Here is a 16,602-nt window from a genome sequence, read left to right on the forward strand (position 1 = left end):
TCGCAAATGTGCCCACTGTCAACATGCTGCTCCGGCAGTACGGAGGCACCCCATGTCCCTCACAGTTCCCCGCCGTCGCGGCGCCGTCCTCTTCGCCGTCTGCCTGGCCGCCTTCGCGATCAACCTCGACACGACGATCGTCAACGTCGCCCTGCCGGACCTCAGCCGCCAGCTGCACGCCACCACGCGCGACCTGCAGTGGATCGTGGACGGCTACAACCTGGCCTTCGCCGCGCTCGTCCTGACCGCCGGCTCCCTCGGCGACCGCTTCGGGCGCAGGCCCGCCCTGCTCCTCGGCCTCGCCTCCTTCGCGCTCGCGAGCGCGCTGGGCGCGACGGCCGGCGGCCCCGGCGCGCTGATCGCCCTGCGCGTGCTGATGGGCGCGAGCGCTGCGGTCATCTTCCCGACCACGCTGTCGGTGATCACCAACACCTTCCCGGACCGGCGCGAGCGTGCCAAGGCCGTCGGCCTGTGGGGCGCGGTCACCGGCCTCGGCGTGGCCGTCGGCCCGGTCTGCGGCGGGCTGCTGCTCGCGCACTTCGCCTGGCCGTCCGTGTTCCTGGCCCTCGTCCCCGTCGCCCTGATCGCCCTCGCGGCCGCGTGGGTCTGGGTGCCCGAGTCCAGCGCCCCGGCGGAGGCCCGGCTCGACCCCGCCGGTCTCGTGCTGTCCTCCGGCGCGATCGGCACCCTGGTCTACACGGTCATCGAGGCGCCGGTGCGCGGCTGGACGGCCCCCGCGACGATCGCCGGGTTCGCCGTCGCGGCCGCCCTGGCCGCGGCCTTCGTCGTGGTCGAGCGCGCCCGCCCCAGGCCCATGATCGACGTGACCCTGTTCCGCACGCCCGCGTTCGCCGCCGCCAGCGGCTGCGTCACCGTCGCGTTCTTCGCGCTCTTCGGGTTCATCTTCCTGGTCACGCAGTACTTCCAGTTCGTCCGCGGGTACGGCACCCTGTCGACCGGCGTGCGGATCCTGCCCGTCGCCGCGACTCTCGCCCTGGGCTCGGTCGGCGGTGTCGCCCTCGCCACCCGCGCCGGCACCCGCGCCGTCGTGACGGCCGGGCTCCTGCTGCTGGCGTCGTCATTCGGGTGGATCGCGGCCTCGCCGACATTCAGCTCGTACACGAGCGTCGTCGGGCAGATGGTGCTCATGGGCTTCGGGCTCGGCCTGACCACGGCACCGGCCACCGAGTCGATCCTCAGCGTCCTGCCCCCGGCCAAGGCCGGAGTCGGCTCGGCCGTCAACGACGCCACCCGCGAGGCCGGCGGCACCCTGGGCGTCGCCGTCCTGGGCAGCGTCTTCACCTCGCTCTACGCGCACCACCTCGCGACCACGTCCTTCGGCGCCCTGCCGCCGGCGACGGCTGCCGCCGCCCGGCAGTCGGTCGGCGCCGCACTCCGGATCGCCGCCCAGGCGCCCGCGGCGTCGCAGCGGAGCCTGCTCGACGCCGTCCGGCACTCGTTCATGACCGGCTTCCACGTGGCCAGCGTCGTGGCCGCGGCGGTCTGCCTGCTCGGCGCCCTCGCCGCACTGGCCCTGCCCGGCGGACCACTGACCGCTCCGTCGCCGACGGCCGGCCGCACGGCACCGGACGCACTGGCCCGTCCGGCGCTGTGACCGCCCGCGACGGGGGCGGGTTCACCGCCCCCGCACGGCCCGGCGGACGTCCGGGTGGCTCCCGAGGTCTGCTGATCAGCAGTCACCATCGGCTGATCGTCCTATAGTTCTGTCGTTGAACCGGACGGAGGGGAGTCTGTCGATGGGGGACGTCATCACGGTGGATCTCGGCGAGGGCGCGTACGTCCACGCCGAGGTGACGGTGCTGGACCGGGCCGAGGCCGGCGGGGACGCCGGGGTGCGGGACACCGCCGCCAAGGCGCTCGCCGAGTTGCCGCAGCGGCTGGACGCGGTGCGCGAGGTGGTGAAGAGCGTCGGGCGGTGGGCCGCGGACAGCATCGGCGGGACCGGGGCGGCCGTTCCGGACACGCTGGAGGTCGAGTTCGGGCTCAAACTCGCGGTCAAGTCCGGCGCCGTGATCGGGGTGCTGGCCGAGGCCGGCGGCGAGGCGTCGTTCACCGTCCGGATGAGCTGGGACACCGCCCGGGTCGCGGCGGCGCGGGCCGGCCGCGGGGCCGGGTTCGTGCCGCAGGGCGGCGACGAGCGGTGACCGGGCCGGCCGCGCGCGGTGCCGCGGTCGGGGTGAGGGACGGGACGGCGTTCCTTGGCAGCGGGTTCCTGGTGGCGCCCGGGCTGGTGCTGACGGCCGCGCATGTGGCGCGCCGGGCCGTGGACGAGCCGGCCGCGGACGGGTGGTTCGGGCGGGCGCCGGTGGTCCGCCCGGCGCGGCGGTTCCCGGCCGATCCGGGGGAGGGGCGCTTCCACGCCTTTCCGGACCTCGCCCTGCTCACGCTCGCCGCGCCCTTCGAGTCGCCGTCACCGCTCGTCCTCGACACCGACGTCCCGCCCCCGGGCACGGCCGTCCTCGTGGCGGGCTTCACCCCGTACACCCCGACGCCCGGTGTCCACGGGGACTCGCTGCTGCTCACCGTCGCCGGACCGGCGGCCGGATACGTGCGGCTGACGGGGGACGAGGTCCGGGACGGGTTCAGCGGGGGCATGGTGATCCGGCTCGACTCCGGCGCCGTCTGCGGCGTGCTCAAGGGCAGCCGGGACTTCGACGGCGTGCGCGGCGGCTGGTTCACGCCGCTGTCGGCGCTGGCCGACGTGCTGCCCGCGGACGATCCGCTGCACGCGCGGCTCGCGGGACGGGTGGCGGAACGTCCGCTGCCCACTGCGCGCGCCCTGCTGCCGGTCCTGCTCCGCGTTCCGGGCATGGACGACCCGGACTTCCGCCTCCTCGTCGTGCGGACGGCGGAGGAGAGCCTCGCCGCCGGCCCGCTGCACGTCGCCCACCGCCCGCACACCACCGACCACCTGCTGGAGCTGGTGCAGGCCTGCCTGCGGCACCGCGACCCGGCCGCGGCGCTGGCCGCCGTGACGGACGCGCTGGAGCTCCTGCGCCTCGGCGACGCCGCCGTCGACGAGCTGCGCACCCTGACGAGCGACCCGGAGGGCGGTCCGTGAGGGAAATGCTCCACCGGCTCGCCAAACTGGGCGGCCACCACAGCCCGCTGGGAGCCCCTCCGGCGCCGGGCGGGCCGGGCGGCCGGACGCCGTGGTCGGCCAAGACGGACGCCGTGCTCCACGCGTTCCTGTGCGAGGTGCCCGACCTCGACCAGCCGGAGAGCCGCCACCTGCTCCTAGCCGACCTGCGGGACCGGCTCGGGCCGTCCGCGCCGTTCGTCGTACCGGACGGCCCGCAGGCGCGGGACCACCTCCTGCAACTGGTCCGCGCCTGCCGCCAGTGGCACGAACCGTTCCACGCGCTCAGCGAACTCGGCGAGTCCCTGCGGACCTTGCGCCCCGGCACCGCCGCCGTCGGATGGCTGGACGCCGCGGTCGACGCCGTCGTCAAGCCCGGACTGCTGGACCCGCAGGCGCAGCTCGTCCTCCTGTGGACGCTGCGCTCGCTGAACCCCCAGCCGAGGCCGGCCCGGGTCCTGCACCTCGTGGAGTCGGCGTGCGAGCCCGGCGAGACCCACCCGGTCCGGCCGCAGGACGGCCTGCCGGAGGCGGTGAGCCGCCTCAACCAGGCCCGGCTGGACGACCGCCCCCCGTTGCTGCTGCGCTTCCTCGTCCGCCTCGCCGCGGCGTGCCCCGGGCCGGAGGCCGTCCTGCTGACCGACCTCGTCAAGCGCCACGCCCATGAACTCGGCCTGACCGAACGCGACTTGGCCGCCCCGGCGCGGCAGACCCGGGAGGCGGCGGGCCCCGCCCAGCACCATCCGCTGGTCCTGCAGATCACCTTGGACGACGTCTCGCCGGTCGGCTCCGACGCCGAGCCCGTCTACGAGTTCGAGGCCGCCCTCTACAGCACCGACGAGCAGCCCTGGCGCCTGATCTCCAAACGGGCGGGCGACGAACCCCTGCCCCGCTCCGCGCTGGAGCAGCACGGCAGCCGGCACCTGACCACCTGGGGCGACCTGGCCGCCGCGGCGGCGAACGCCGACGGCCTGCGGGTGGAGTTCCTGCTGCCCTGGTCCCTGCTCGGCCACCCCGCCGAACTCTGGCCGATGGACGAGGACGGCTACCGCGTCGGCATGCATTTCCCGGTCGTGGTGCGCTCGCTGGACCGGATCAGGTCCGCGTTCTGGCACACCGCGTGGAAGAACAAGTGGCGGGCCCTGGAGGCCACGGTGGAGAGCAGCGGCCCCGGCACCGTCGCCGACCTGCCCGGCTGGATCGTCCACCCGGACGGCACCGCCCCGATCGACGCCGAGCTCACCGGGCGCGCCCTGCACCTCGGCGGTACCAAGGGCGACGTCCGGCGCTGGCTGGACAGCCGGCCGCAGACCGCGATCCTCGCGCTGTCCTTCCCGTACGCCTACCACCCGAAGCGGCGCGGGATCGGGCACCAGGCCGTCAAGGACGCCGTGCGTGAGGGCATCCCGGTCATGATCTGGCGGCGCGACGACACCGGCAGCCCGGCCGAGATCAACGTGCTGCTGGCCGAGCTGTCCGCCACCCAGCTGCCCGCCCTGGCCACCCACGTCCAGCGCCGCCGCCGCGCGGCCAGGGAGGACGACGGGAGCGACCTCGGCCACCACCTCACCCTGCTCTGGGACGAGCCCGGGCACGCCGCCTGGCTCGCCCCGGCCCCGTTCCGCGCCCCCGTTCCCGTCCCCGCCTCGGTCTCCGCCCCCGTCTCCTCGACCGCCCCGTCGCCGGAAGGACCACACGCATGACCACCGCCCCGGACGACACCGGCGGCCCGGACTGGTGGATCTACCGGTCCACCGGCTCCCCGCACGACGGCATCCGCGACCTCCCCGACGCCCCGCCCTGGCGCTCCTTCCGCCGCGAGGACGACGTCGCCGACCTGCCCGCGCCGCCCGAGATGGCCGAGGCCTTGGCCGCCCGCAAACTCGGCCGCGCCCACCAGGCCGCCGCCTACCAGGCCGACGAGAAGGAGATCCACCTCGTCAACATGGCCCTGCACCTGCGCCGCCCGCTGCTCGTCACCGGCCCGCCCGGAGTCGGCAAGTCCACGCTCGCCCACAGCGTCGCGCACGAGCTGCGCCTCGGCCCCGTGCTGCACTGGCCCATCACCAGCCGCTCCACCCTCCAGGAGGGCCAGTACCACTACGACGCGATCGGCCGCCTCCAGGACACCGGACTGCGCCCCGCCGACGCCGACGGCCGCTCCCGGCCCGCCCCCGGCATCGGCCCCTACCTGCGGCTCGGCCCGCTCGGCACCGCGCTGCTGCCCTGGGACCGGCCGCGCGTCCTGCTCGTCGACGAGATCGACAAGGCCGACCTCGACCTGCCGAACGACCTGCTCACCGTCTTCGAGGAGGGCGAGTTCGTCATCCCCGAACTCAGCCGCCTCGACGACGAGGAGGCCCGCGTCATGACCGCCGACGACGAGGGCTGGGCCCCGCTGCACCGCGGCCGGGTCCGCTGCACGGAGTTCCCGCTGGTCGTCCTCACCAGCAACGAGGAACGCGAGTTCCCGCCCGCCTTCCTCCGCCGCTGCCTGCGCCTGGAGATCCCCCGCCCGGGCCCCGACAAGCTGGCCCGCATGGTCGCCGCCCACCTCGCCGGCCCGACCGCCGTCCCCGCCGCGGTGCGCGAGCAACTGATCGCCCGCTTCCTCGCCAAGCAGCACGAGGAGGGCGCCGACCTCGCCAACGACCAGCTGCTCAACGCCCTCCTGATGGCCTCCCGCGGCCTGTGGGACGACGAAGCCGGACGGCGCCTGCTCGACCGCGACCTCCTGCGCTCGCTAGAGGAGCGCTGACCCCACCGTGCCCGCCACCCCGGTGCCCGCCACCCGCGTCCCCCCGGAGCTCCTGCGCCAGCTCGGCCGCCTCCTGACCGCCGACGGCGCCGAGCCTGCGGGCAGCACCGACCCGCGCGACCTGGCCGACGTGCTCTGGCTCGCGCGGGCCTGCGGGCTGCGCCCGGACGCCCCGCCGGACGCGCCGCAGGACCGCCCGGTCGCGGGGCTGGCGCTCCCGCCGCTGCCCGCCGTCGACCCGGCCGCGGACGAGCAGGCCACCGCGGCGTGGAGCGCGGCGCTGCGGGCCGCGGTGGACCGGGCGGCGGCCGAGAGCGGTACGACGCCGCAACCCGTTCCGCAGGGTCCGCCCACTCCCCGACCCGCCGAGCCCGAGCCGGTGATCCCCCTCCACCTGCCGCCCGCACCCGGCCCGCCCGCCGCGAGCGCCGCACCCGCCGCGACCGTCCGCAGCCCCGCCCGGCCCGCACTCACCGGCACCCTCGCCCTCTCCCGCGCCCTGCGCCCGCTGCGCCGCACCGTCCGCTCCACCCGCGAACTCGTCCTCGACGAGGAAGCCACCGTCTCCGCCTCCGGCCAGGCCGGGCTGCTCCTCCCGGTCTGGCGCGGCGCCCCCGAACGCTGGCTCGACGTCGACCTCGTCATCGACGGCGGCCCGACCATGGCCGTCTGGTCCGCCCTCGGCGACGACCTCGGCGCACTGCTGCGCCGCCACGGCGCGTTCCACCGCGTACGCGTGTGGTCCGTCCACGACCGCGACGGGGCGCCCGCCCTGACACCGCGCGGCGCGACCGCGCAGGGACGGGAGTTCGGCCTGACCGCCGACCCGCGCGGACGCCGCGTGATCCTGCTACTCACGGACGGCGTCGGCCCGCTCTGGCACAGCGGCGCGCTGCCCGCGGCCATGCGCGGGTGGAGCCGGCACGCCCCGGTCACCGTCCTCCAGGTGCTGCCGCGCCGCCACTGGCACCGCACGGCCCTACGGCCCGTCCCGGCCCGCGCGCGCCTCCGGCCGGGTGAGCGGCCGACGGTCGTCCACGCGCCCGAGGACGACGGGTGGGGCGCCCCCGGGACGGCCTGGGCCGGCGTCCTGGAACTGCGGGCGGACTGGCTCGCCCCCTGGGCGCGCATGCTGTCCGGACGGGCGTCGGACTGGACGCCGGCCCTGGCCGTGCCGCTGGACGGGCACGGGACCGGCCCCGAGCCGTCGCCGCCCGCCGACGAACCGCCCGCCCACCTGCTCGCCCGCTTCCGGCGGGAGGCCTCCCCGACGGCGTACGAACTCGCCGGCCTCCTGGCCGCGGCGCCCCTCAGCCTGCCGGTCATGCGGCACGTGCAGGCGGCGATGCTCCGCGACTCCTCCGCCATGCACCTCGCCGAGATCTACCTGTCCGGCCTGCTCGAACGGCGCTCCCCGGTACGGCCCGGCGAGGACCCGGAGACGGTGCTGTACGACTTCCGCCCGGGCGTGCGGGAGCGGCTGCTCGGCACGCTGACGCGCAGCGAGTCCGCCCAGGTCCTGCGGGTGCTGGCCGGGGTGTCCCAGTCGGTGGCGGGCGCGTTCGGCGGCACGCTCGACTTCCGCGCCCTGGCGGCGCTCGCCGACGCCGGCTCGGGCACCGGAGCCGGACTGCCGGCGGAGAGCGTCCCGTTCGCCGAGGTGGCGGTGGAGGTGCTCCGCGGCCTCGGCGGTGCCGACCGGGCACTGGCGGAACGGCTGGCGGTGAGCCTGCCGGCGGGGGCGCGGGCGGCCGGGGCACGGGCGGCGGGGGCACGGGCGGCGGTGGAGCCGCAGGCGGAAGCGACGCCGAAGAAGCAGGCCCGGAAGCGGGAACCGGACGCGTCGCCCATGGTGATCCCCGGGGCGGCGATGGAATTCGCCGCGTGGTTCCCCGACCTGAACGGTGCGGACGAACCCCGCCCGGAACGGCGCTGGTGGCAGCGGCGCAGGCCGGCGGGCGGGGAGACCGCCGTGCCCCCTCCCGACGCGACCCGGCCGGCCTGGAACAACCTTCCGCCCGACCTGCCCGACGTGACGGGCTGGGAGAGCCGGCTCGTCCAGGTCGAGCGCATCCTGCATCCCGACGGCTCCGCGGCGGGAACCCGCCGTACGGTCCGGCCGGCCGGCCGTTCGCTCTGCGTGCTGCAAGGCCCGAACCACACCGGCAAGACCTCCGTGGCGCTCGCCTACGCGCACCTCCACCTCGCCGATTACACGATGGTGTGGTGGGTGGACGGCCGCAGTCGCGACACGGTCGCGCGGTCCCTCGACAGCCTGGCCGCCGTGCACGGCGCGCCGCCGGGAAGCGACGTCACGACCGAGCGGAACCGGTGGCTGACCGAGCACCCGGGCTGGCTGATCGTCATCGACGACCTCGGCAGGGACTTCCCCGACCACGAGCGCTGGATGGCCGGTACGTCACCGCGCACGCTGCTGGGTGACTGCTGGCCGCCCGACGGCTACGGCAGCGTCCTGATCACCTCCCGCGTGGTGACCACCGAACGCGCCGTGCTGGACGGACACGTCCTCCAGTTCCCCGCCTACCAACGGCGGTCCGAGCCGCGCTCCGCGGCCTCCACGAAGGCGGCGGAGGACGACCTCGCCGCCCTGCCCGACGTGCTCTCCCGGGCCACCGACACCGCGGTGGCGCCGAGGACCGGGGCCGGCCGGGAACCGGCCCGGCCGGCCCCCGAACCACCGGTCGACTACGGTCCGCTGCTCGCCGGACTCGGCGGCGAGGCACTGGACGCCCTCGCGGTCTGCGCCTTCCTGGACCTTGCCGGGATATCCGTGGAACTGGTCAACCACGGCCTGCGCGCCTCCCACCGGAGGGGAGCGTCGCTCTCGCCCGACGCGTTGGAGCAGGTGTCCGCCGCGCGGTTGCTGCGGCTCGTTCCGGACGGCCGCGGTTCGCTGTCCTTCCACATGGCGGTCGGCCTGCAGCGCGCCGTCCGGGCGCGGATGACGTCCGACGAGCGGAAGGAGTGGGCGACCACCGCCCTCCGCGCCGTCCTCGAAGGCTTCCCGCCCGACCCGACGCCCCGCGAGGGCTGGGCCGCCTGCACGGCTCTCCTCCCGCACGCCCACACGGTGCTCCAACACCCGGCACTGGAGGGCGACGTGGTGCAGCCGGCTGCCGAGCTCCTCTACCGGCTGGCGAGGTTCCGTGCGGCCCAGGGCGACTACGACGCCGCCGAGGCGTACCTGCGTCAGCGCCGGACGCTGGTCCGTGGAGCGCCGGGTACGTCGGTGTACGCGGTGGTGCTGATGGCCGGCGTCCTCTACGGTGCGGGCCGGTTCGACCAGGCCCTCGAAAGCGTCGAGGAGGCGCTCGCGCTGCCCGGGGGCGGGACGGTCCGTGCTCGCCGACTGGCCGCCGCCATCCACCGGGAGCGGTACCGACTGGACTCGTCCAGAAGCGAGTTGTCCGCGGCGGCCGAGACGATCAGGTCGGCCCGCACCCCGGCCGTGTCCGACCTCCTCGTCGAGGCGGAGGTCCACCGCGAACTCGGCCTCACCGAGCTGGAGGCCGGCGAGCTGGACGTGGCCGAGACCCACCTCGAACACGCCTGGACCGGGCTGCTCCGCTTCGGCTCGGACCTGCCGGCCGGCGCGGAGGTGCTGGAGGTGGCGATCCGGCAGGACCGCGCCCGGCTCTCCCTCCTCCAGGGCCGACCCAGCCTCTCGGCCTGCGAGGTCCTGGCCGCGGCGATCCGCAAGGCCGGGACCGGTCAGGACGTCGAGGGGCTCGACGTGATCATGGCCGCCAGTGAGACGCTGGTGGACGTCATGCGCGAGTACCTCGACCAGCTGAAGTCCCGCTGGGAGGCCAGTCCGGAGACCTACCAGCAGCTCCGCGTCCGGCAGTTGGCGCAGATGGCGGCCGTCGCCGACGCGGTCCTGGCCTACCGCCGGGAACGCGCGGAGAAGCAGCCCCACCGCCTCGCCGTCGCGCTCGACATGTACGGCGTGCTGCTGTCCGCCCTCGGGCGGCACGACGAGGCCGGGGCCGCACTCGACGAGGCGGCGGTCCTGCACCGCCGGGTCCACGGAGAGAGCCGCCCCCACCCCGCCCTGGGAGAGAACCGCTGGCGCCTGGCCCAGGTGCTGGCGGCGAAGGGGGACGGCGAGGAGGCCGCCCGCCTGGCCGGCAGCGCCCACGAGTACCTCCGTGAGTGCCTCGGCCCCGACCATCCCCGCCTGCGCCCGATCGCGCGCTTTACCGGGGCCGGATGAGGTATTCGGAAATTGACCGGGAGCAGTCATTCGGTGTTAGCGAAGAAACGTTTCTTCAGAAAAGGGGTCAGGAGAAATTCCTGACCGAGTATCAGAACGATATCGATGACTCCCGAGGGACGCGCACATCCGCCGGAACCCTGACACTTGGCGCAGGGTTCCGGCGTCCTTTCGAGGAGTGGCAGAGTGAGCGACCCGCAGGGCGCATCCGCCAGGCCGAGGCCTGAGGCAGGTCGGTTCATGCCGACGGACGGCGCCGGTTCGGAACCGCAACCGATTCCTGTGCCCGGCATGCAAGAGCTCCGTGACGTATGAGGTTTCCGGGTTCGCCTTCCTGGACGCGGCCGTCGGAATTCCGGGCGATGCGCAGGGAGCGGCCGGGAAAATCGCCACCTTGAGGGGAACGGATGGCCGCCATGAAGGAAACCGCACTCAGGGCGCTGGGCAGAGCCGTGGCCGGCGCCGCAGTCCTGGCCCTGCTCGCGGCGTGCTCCGGCACGCCGCTCCCGGCACCGGCCGGTGGCCCCGGGGCGGCCGGAGGCGCGGCCGCGCCGAGCCCGGCGGGCGGGTCGGGCATCGAGGGCCTCGTCCTGCCCCGCGGCGGCCCGGCCGCGACCCCGAAGGCCGCCGGGCTGCGCGGGCTGACCGCGGCGCAGATCCTCACGGAGGCCGGGACGAACTCGGACCAGGTCACCTCGTACCGGAAGAAGACGGTCGAACACGCGTTGTCGTCCATCGGCAGCAACCCCGTCTCGTACGCCGAGGGGGTCTGGGACGTCCACGTCACGCCCGTCGGCTGCGCGGGCACGCTGACAGCGACGCCCGCCCCGAACGGCGGCGCGGCGGCCGTGCCGGAGGTGGTGGAGGCCGTCCTGATCGGGGCCGACGAATGGGTCAGGTCCAACGCCGCCGGCGCCCGGGACTGGACCCCGGACCTGCCGGCGGACCGGGTCGGCACGTGGGTCAAGCAGACGTCGGACGCGCCCACGAGCCCGCTGGACGCCGACGTCTGCGATGCCGGCGGCGACGGGTCGAAGACGGACCTGAGCGACGTCGGCACGGTGACCGCGGGTCCCGCCGTGACCGTCGACGGCCAGGCCTGTCTGACCTTCGCCGAGGCGGAGAGCGGGGCCGTCTTCGCGGTCACCGACACCGACCACCCGTACGTCGTCGCCGCGCAGCTCGCGGTGCTGCCGGGACAGCCCGGGCCGGCCGGCACCGCCCCCGCCGGGGTCCAGCCCGCCATGACGACCGTGGTCAGCGAGATCGGTTCGGCGTACCCGATCGCCGCGCCGCCCGCCGACCAGGTCTACGGCGGCTGATCACTGTGGGCGCCGCCGGGGCCGGGGCCGGGAGTCGGGGCCCCGGCGGCGGCGCGCCGGTCGCGGCTTGTCCTCCGGGCGTGTCGGAGACCGCCGCAGTGGGAAAACGGCTCGTTGTCACCCGTTGTCCAGGGGGCGGGAAGGAGGCGGCGATGCACGGGCGTGCGCTCTCGGCGCAGGAGCGGCAGGTGCTCGCGGAGATCGAGGCGGGGCTGCGGGCGACGGACGGGCGGCTGCACCGTCGGCTCAGCACGATGAGGCCCCGGATGTCGCCGTGGATCCCAGGGGTGGCCCGCGCGGCCGGGCGGGTGCCCATGACGGCGCTGATGGTGCTGGTGGCGCTGTCGTTCATCGTCCTGCGCGCGAGCATGCAGGCCCCTTCGGCCGTCGACCTCACGGCCGTCGGCCTCGTGTGGGCGGCGGTGCTCGTCCTGCTGTCCGCTCGCGTCGTCGCCGGCCGTCGCAGGCGGCGGGGGCGCTGACGGGCCGGCGCGTCAGCGCTCGGGAACCCGCCGACGACGGGTGGAGCGAAGGCCGCTGACGACGGGTCGTTCCGGCCGCCGCGAATCCCGCGCGTGTTCGGCCGCCTCACCCGATCCGGCGAACCGGGCGGTGCGGTGCGCCGAGTCGTTCGCGGGGGGCTGGATACTCCGGGATCACGTGCGTGCCCACCACATCGTGCCGGAGGGGCCGCCGCACGCCTCCACCCCCGTCCGGAAGGACCTCCGTCCATGCACCCGATCCCCGGCCCCGGCCGCCCCGACGTCGAGCAGGCCGCCGCCAGGTCGACCACCGCGACCACCGTCATGCCGCCCCCTGCCTTCGTGCCCGATCCGGAGGAGGCCGGCGCCGACGGGTACACGTGGCCCGGGCTGGACGAGGAGTTCACCCGCGAGGTCGTCGCGATCGCGCGGAAGTCCGAGGGGCGCGAGCTGGCCGAGTCCCAGGTCTTCGAGATCGTGCGGGCGCAGCCGCAGGCGCAGGGGCTGCCGCTGCGCCTGCGTTCGCACCTGCGTCGCGAGCTGGACGCGTTCGTCGCCTCGTACCACCGGGTGATCGAGACGGTCGTGGCCGCCTGGGAGCACGACCGCGGACTGCGCGAGGTCGTGACGGTTCCGCAGGCCCTGCACGACCACGTGGCCGCCGCCCGTGACACGCGAGTGCACCTGCTGCGGATCGACCTGCTGCCCCAACCCGACGGCACGCTCCGGGTGTTGGAGACCAACGCCAACTGCCCCGGCGGCCTGCCCGGCGCCGGCCGGGGCCGCACGGCCTGGCGGCCGCTGCTGGACCGGCACGGCATCAGCCTGCCGCCCCCGCTGCCCGCCGACGACCCCGCCTGGCCGGGGAGTTGGCTGGTGCGCGTCGCCGAGCAGCACACCGGCACCCGGCCGGAGACCGTCGCCCTGCTCTGCCCGGACGGCAGTTACCGCGCCGACACCCGCGACTACGACACCGCCCTGACGGCTCTCGGCGTCCGCGTCCTCCACGCGGACCCGCGCGAACTCGTGGCCGACGGGCGCCACGGCGTCACCCTGCACGGGGAACCGGTGCGGCACGCGTTCGCCAAGGTCGGCATCCAGGACCTGCTGCGGATGGGCGACGGCGCGGCACCCTACCTGGAGGCCGTGCGCGAAGGCGGCCTGTTCGTGCAGAACGGGCTGCGCGGACGCCTGATCGGCGACAACAAGCTGTGCCTCGCGGTGCTCTCGGACCCGCGCTTCGCACACCTCTTCGATCCCGCCGACTACCGGCGGGTCCACCCCGCCGTCCCGTGGTCGCGCAACCTCGCGCACTGCGACGCCGCGACCCTCCGCGCCGTCGTCCGGGACCGCGAACGCTACGTCCTCAAGCGGCCGTTGGACACCCGCGGCCACGGTGTGGTGATCGGCCGGGAGACCGCCGAGGGGTCGGCCTGGGAGGCGGCCGTCGGCCTCGCGGGCGCCGAGGGGTGGCTCGTCCAGGAGTACGTGACCAGCCCCCACCTCCACGGTGTCGTGGACGGGCCGGCCCCCCGCCACGACGTGGCGCTGGGCGCGGTCGACGGCCGTCTGGTCTCCGCCTTCGCCCGCGCCAGCCACGGGGAGCGCCACAACGTCGCGGGCTCCGGGCGGCCGCACCCGGTGTACCTGTGACCCGGGCGCCGGGGCCTCCGCTCCGGCCGGCGCTCACGCCTCCGGTCCGGCGGGTGCTCACGCCTCCGCGAGGCGTCTGATCCCGTCCAGGGTCGTCCGCATGCCCTGCCGCAGCATGCCCAGCCTGAGCGCCATGATCTCCTCCTCGCGCCCGGGCTCGGCGGCGATGGCCCGGCTCAGGTACGAGCTGCCCGCGCCGAGGGTGACGGAGTGCCGGAGCCGGGTGCCGTCGCCCTCGGGTTCGAGGTCGAGCCGCCAGCGGGCCACCGGCCGGTCGAAGCCGCCCTTGAAGCCGCGGACGTCCCAGCCGAACGCCCGCTCCGGCCGGTGGTCGGCGATCCGCGAGACGGTCTCCCACTGCCCGAGGAGCTCGTTGCGGTTGCGGCCGACGAAGGTCGCGCCGACGGCCGGCCCGGTGGCGCCGTCGAGCCACTCGGCCTCGTACAGCTCCCCGCCGAACCTGGTCGGCACGGTGATGTCGCTGACCAGGGCCCAGACCCTCGCGCACGGCGCCGCGACGTACACGTCCAGTTCGACCGTCGGGCCGTCCACCAACCGCACCATCGTCGTCCTTCTTCCCCTGCCGCACCGTTGCGACGTCGGCCACCCTAGTGCTGCCGGGCGGCGCGGCTCTACCGATCGGTAACCGGTTTCGTGCGGACGGCCCGTCCCGCCGCCGTCCGCGGTTGGCTTGTGGGGCGGGCCCGTTGGGGTTCGAACTGCTTCCGTGCGTCGCTGCGAGGGCCCCGGGGACGGGTTGTCAGAGAGGCCTGCCAGGATGCTCCCATGCTCGTCACCCATCCTGACCTGGGCCTGGCCCGACCCCTGCCTCCACCCGCGCTGAGCGGGGAGTTCGAGGTGCACCTCACCGTGGAGCCGGGCGCCGTCGACGCGCTCGCCGAGTGGGCCGCGGCCAACGGCCTGACGTACACGCACATCCTGCTCGCCCGCGGCGCCGCCGTGTCGCAGCCGATGCTCAACCTCCGCGCCTCCGGCACGCTCGACGAGGTCGCCGCCGCGGCCGCCCGCACGGCGCGGCGCCTGACCGACGCGGGCTTCGCCGTCCTGCGGGCCAAGGTCGAGGCCACGCCCTGGGCCGACGGCGTCCCCGCGACGGACGGCGAGGCCGCGCAGCACGGGCCCGGGCGGTACTTCGAGCACCACGTCAAGCTGCTGCTCGTCCCCGGCGAGGACACCGTCCGGCTGGCCGCGCTCGCCGTGCGGCACGGCGCGCACCTGTCGCGCAACGCCCGCCGGGTGCGCGCGGACGGGCTGCGGGAGCAGTTCGTCACGCAGCGCTGCCGCCTGGTGGGGCTGGCCACGGCCGGGCGGCGGCTGGACGCGCTGCTGGGCGAGCTGGCGGTCGACGGGCGCGAGGTCGTCTCGGTGGAGCGGGAGTTCGTCGCCGTGGACAGCGACGAGGCGCTGGACAGCGGCTGGATCACTCAAGAGCAGTGCACCGAGGGCCGGAGCACTGGTGGAAGGGCCGCCGGGGGCCGGGTCGCCCCGCGGCGCGCGGAAGGAGCAGCACGATGACCGAGGACCGCACCGCGACGTGGGAGGACCTGCCGTACGGGCCCTGGGAGGACGTGGTGCTGCCGAAGCAGCCTCCGTCCGAGGAGGTCCGCGCCGAGCAGGACCTGCCCAGGAGCCTCCGGCCGATCGACGACGAGACCGTCACCCAGCAGCCGGTCTTCGACCCCGCCTTGGCCGGCTACGCCCGCGCGCTGCGCCCCAGCGAGCCCGCTTTCGCCGACCCCGCGGTGGCCGCGCGCTGGCTGGCGGCCCGGCGCGAGGCGCTGAACACGGTGCTGTCCGCGGTCGCCCGCTCCGCCTGGGCCGAGCACCTGGTGCTGCGGGGCAGCGTGCTGCTGCGCGCCTGGTACGGCGAGGAGGCGCGCGAGCCGGGCGACCTGGACTTCGTGGTGCGGCCCGTGGAGTGGCAGCTGGAGGACGAGCGGACGGGCCGCATGCTCGACGAACTCGCCGCCTCCGCCGACGAGTCGTCGTCCTCCGGGGCGGGCGCGTGCGGCGTGCGCCTGCACGCGGACCGGGCGGTCGCCGACGAGATCTGGACGTACAGCCGCGTGCCGGGCCGGCGCCTGGTCCTGCCGTGGACGGCGCCGGGCGTGCCCGAGGGCACCGTCCAGCTGGACTTCGTCTTCACCGAGCACCTGCCGGCCGAGCCGCGGCAGGTCGAACTCCCCGGCGTCGACGGCCCGCTGGTCGCCGCCACGCCGGAGCTCTCGCTGGCCTGGAAGATCCTCTGGCTGATCTCGGACAACCACCCGCAGGGCAAGGACCTCCACGACGCGGTCCTGCTCGCCCGCACGGCCCGGGTCCCGTACGAGCTGCTGCGCGACGTCTTCCTGCGCTCGGAGGAGAACTGGGCGTGGTGGCCGGTGCTCCCGGACGCGATCGCCGAACTCGACGTCGACTGGGACGAGTTCGCGAAGGACCAGCCCGCCTTCACCGAAGCGGTCGAGGCGTACCCGGCCGAACTGCTCGCCTCCCTCGCCCCCACCTTCGCCGGACGCGGCGAGTACGCCCTGCGCGCGCTGTGGATGGCCCCCGTGGTGGACGGCCTGCGGGAGCTCATGGCCCGCGAGGGCCTCGACGCGGTCCTCCGGCACCTGAGCGAACGCCGCACCCGGCCGGAACGCCTCCTGATGGTGGCCTCCGAGTTGCTCGACGGCGACCTTGAGCGCGCCCACCAGGCCGTGATCGCCCACCTGGACGACCCGGCGGACCCGCGCCTCAAGAAGCTCCAGGAGACCTACACCCGCCTGACCGCCGACCGGGCGGCCCCCACCGCTCCGTAAACCGGTGGCCGGCGCGGTGCGGTGAATCGTCAGGGTGTTGACGCGTTGTATATCCGCCCCTGCGAGCGTTCGGACGCCCTGTCATACCTGAGCAAGGAGCGTCATCGGTGTTTCGAACGATCATGGTCCGCACTGCTGTCACCGGCGCGGCTGTTTCACTCTCGGTGCTGGGAGCCCTCGCCGTGGGCATGGGGGATCCCGTACGGCCGACCTCGCCGGCCCCGGCCT

Annotated in this window: 12 protein-coding genes; 11 read left to right on the plus strand and 1 reads right to left on the minus strand. The window is 75.4% G+C overall.

The genetic code is table 11. The features are described from left to right. Positions 1-52 precede the first annotated feature (52 nt). The 9 genes from ACFV4F_RS09490 (at position 53) to ACFV4F_RS09530 (ending at position 13,552) form a co-directional block, all read left to right on the plus strand. Positions 53-1,615, plus strand: coding sequence for an MFS transporter (locus ACFV4F_RS09490; RefSeq protein ID WP_380501278.1), 1,563 nt, complete (start codon positions 53-55; stop codon positions 1,613-1,615). Between the two features lie 115 nt (positions 1,616-1,730). Continuing rightward, positions 1,731-2,165, plus strand: a complete 435-nt coding sequence (locus tag ACFV4F_RS09495; RefSeq protein ID WP_380442850.1) for a CU044_2847 family protein — start codon at positions 1,731-1,733, stop codon at positions 2,163-2,165. A gap of 32 nt (positions 2,166-2,197) precedes the next feature. Beyond that, the gene (locus tag ACFV4F_RS09500; RefSeq protein WP_380501280.1) at positions 2,198-3,082 is read left to right on the plus strand and encodes a trypsin-like peptidase domain-containing protein; all 885 of its coding nucleotides are present in this window, start codon (positions 2,198-2,200) and stop codon (positions 3,080-3,082) included. 5 nt (positions 3,083-3,087) lie between these two features. Next, positions 3,088-4,803, plus strand: a complete 1,716-nt coding sequence (locus tag ACFV4F_RS09505; RefSeq protein WP_380501468.1) for a hypothetical protein — start codon at positions 3,088-3,090, stop codon at positions 4,801-4,803. Continuing rightward, on the plus strand, positions 4,800-5,858 hold the full coding sequence (locus ACFV4F_RS09510; RefSeq protein WP_380501282.1) for an AAA family ATPase: 1,059 nt from the start codon (positions 4,800-4,802) through the stop codon (positions 5,856-5,858). Before ACFV4F_RS09505 ends, ACFV4F_RS09510 begins: the two co-directional genes overlap by 4 nt. Positions 5,859-5,865: 7 nt before the next feature. Continuing rightward, positions 5,866-10,095, plus strand: coding sequence for an SAV_2336 N-terminal domain-related protein (locus ACFV4F_RS09515; RefSeq protein WP_380501284.1), 4,230 nt, complete (start codon positions 5,866-5,868; stop codon positions 10,093-10,095). Positions 10,096-10,511: 416 nt separating this feature from the next. Then, complete coding sequence (locus tag ACFV4F_RS09520) at positions 10,512-11,417, plus strand: hypothetical protein (RefSeq protein WP_380501286.1); 906 nt, start codon at positions 10,512-10,514, stop codon at positions 11,415-11,417. Positions 11,418-11,569: 152 nt separating this feature from the next. After that, the gene (locus ACFV4F_RS09525; protein WP_380501288.1) at positions 11,570-11,899 is read left to right on the plus strand and encodes a DUF3040 domain-containing protein; all 330 of its coding nucleotides are present in this window, start codon (positions 11,570-11,572) and stop codon (positions 11,897-11,899) included. 249 nt (positions 11,900-12,148) lie between these two features. After that, entirely contained in the window at positions 12,149-13,552 is a 1,404-nt protein-coding gene (locus ACFV4F_RS09530; protein ID WP_380501290.1) for a hypothetical protein, read from the plus strand. Positions 13,553-13,609: 57 nt separating this feature from the next. Here ACFV4F_RS09530 and ACFV4F_RS09535 read toward each other — a convergent pair whose 3' ends face one another. Next, on the minus strand, positions 13,610-14,116 hold the full coding sequence (locus ACFV4F_RS09535) for an SRPBCC family protein (protein ID WP_380448948.1): 507 nt from the start codon (positions 14,114-14,116) through the stop codon (positions 13,610-13,612). 222 nt (positions 14,117-14,338) lie between these two features. On the opposite strand from ACFV4F_RS09535, the gene ACFV4F_RS09540 reads away from it, so the two are divergent. Both ACFV4F_RS09540 and ACFV4F_RS09545 read left to right on the plus strand, forming a co-directional pair. After that, entirely contained in the window at positions 14,339-15,088 is a 750-nt protein-coding gene (locus tag ACFV4F_RS09540; protein ID WP_380448950.1) for a hypothetical protein, read from the plus strand. After that, a complete protein-coding gene (locus tag ACFV4F_RS09545) occupies positions 15,085-16,374 on the plus strand; it encodes a nucleotidyl transferase AbiEii/AbiGii toxin family protein (RefSeq protein ID WP_380501292.1) in 1,290 nt (429 codons plus the stop codon). Before ACFV4F_RS09540 ends, ACFV4F_RS09545 begins: the two co-directional genes overlap by 4 nt. Positions 16,375-16,602: the final 228 nt, after the last annotated feature.

It is taken from the genome of Kitasatospora sp. NPDC059722 (assembly GCF_042733235.1).
In the GTDB taxonomy this organism is placed as follows: domain Bacteria; phylum Actinomycetota; class Actinomycetes; order Streptomycetales; family Streptomycetaceae; genus Kitasatospora.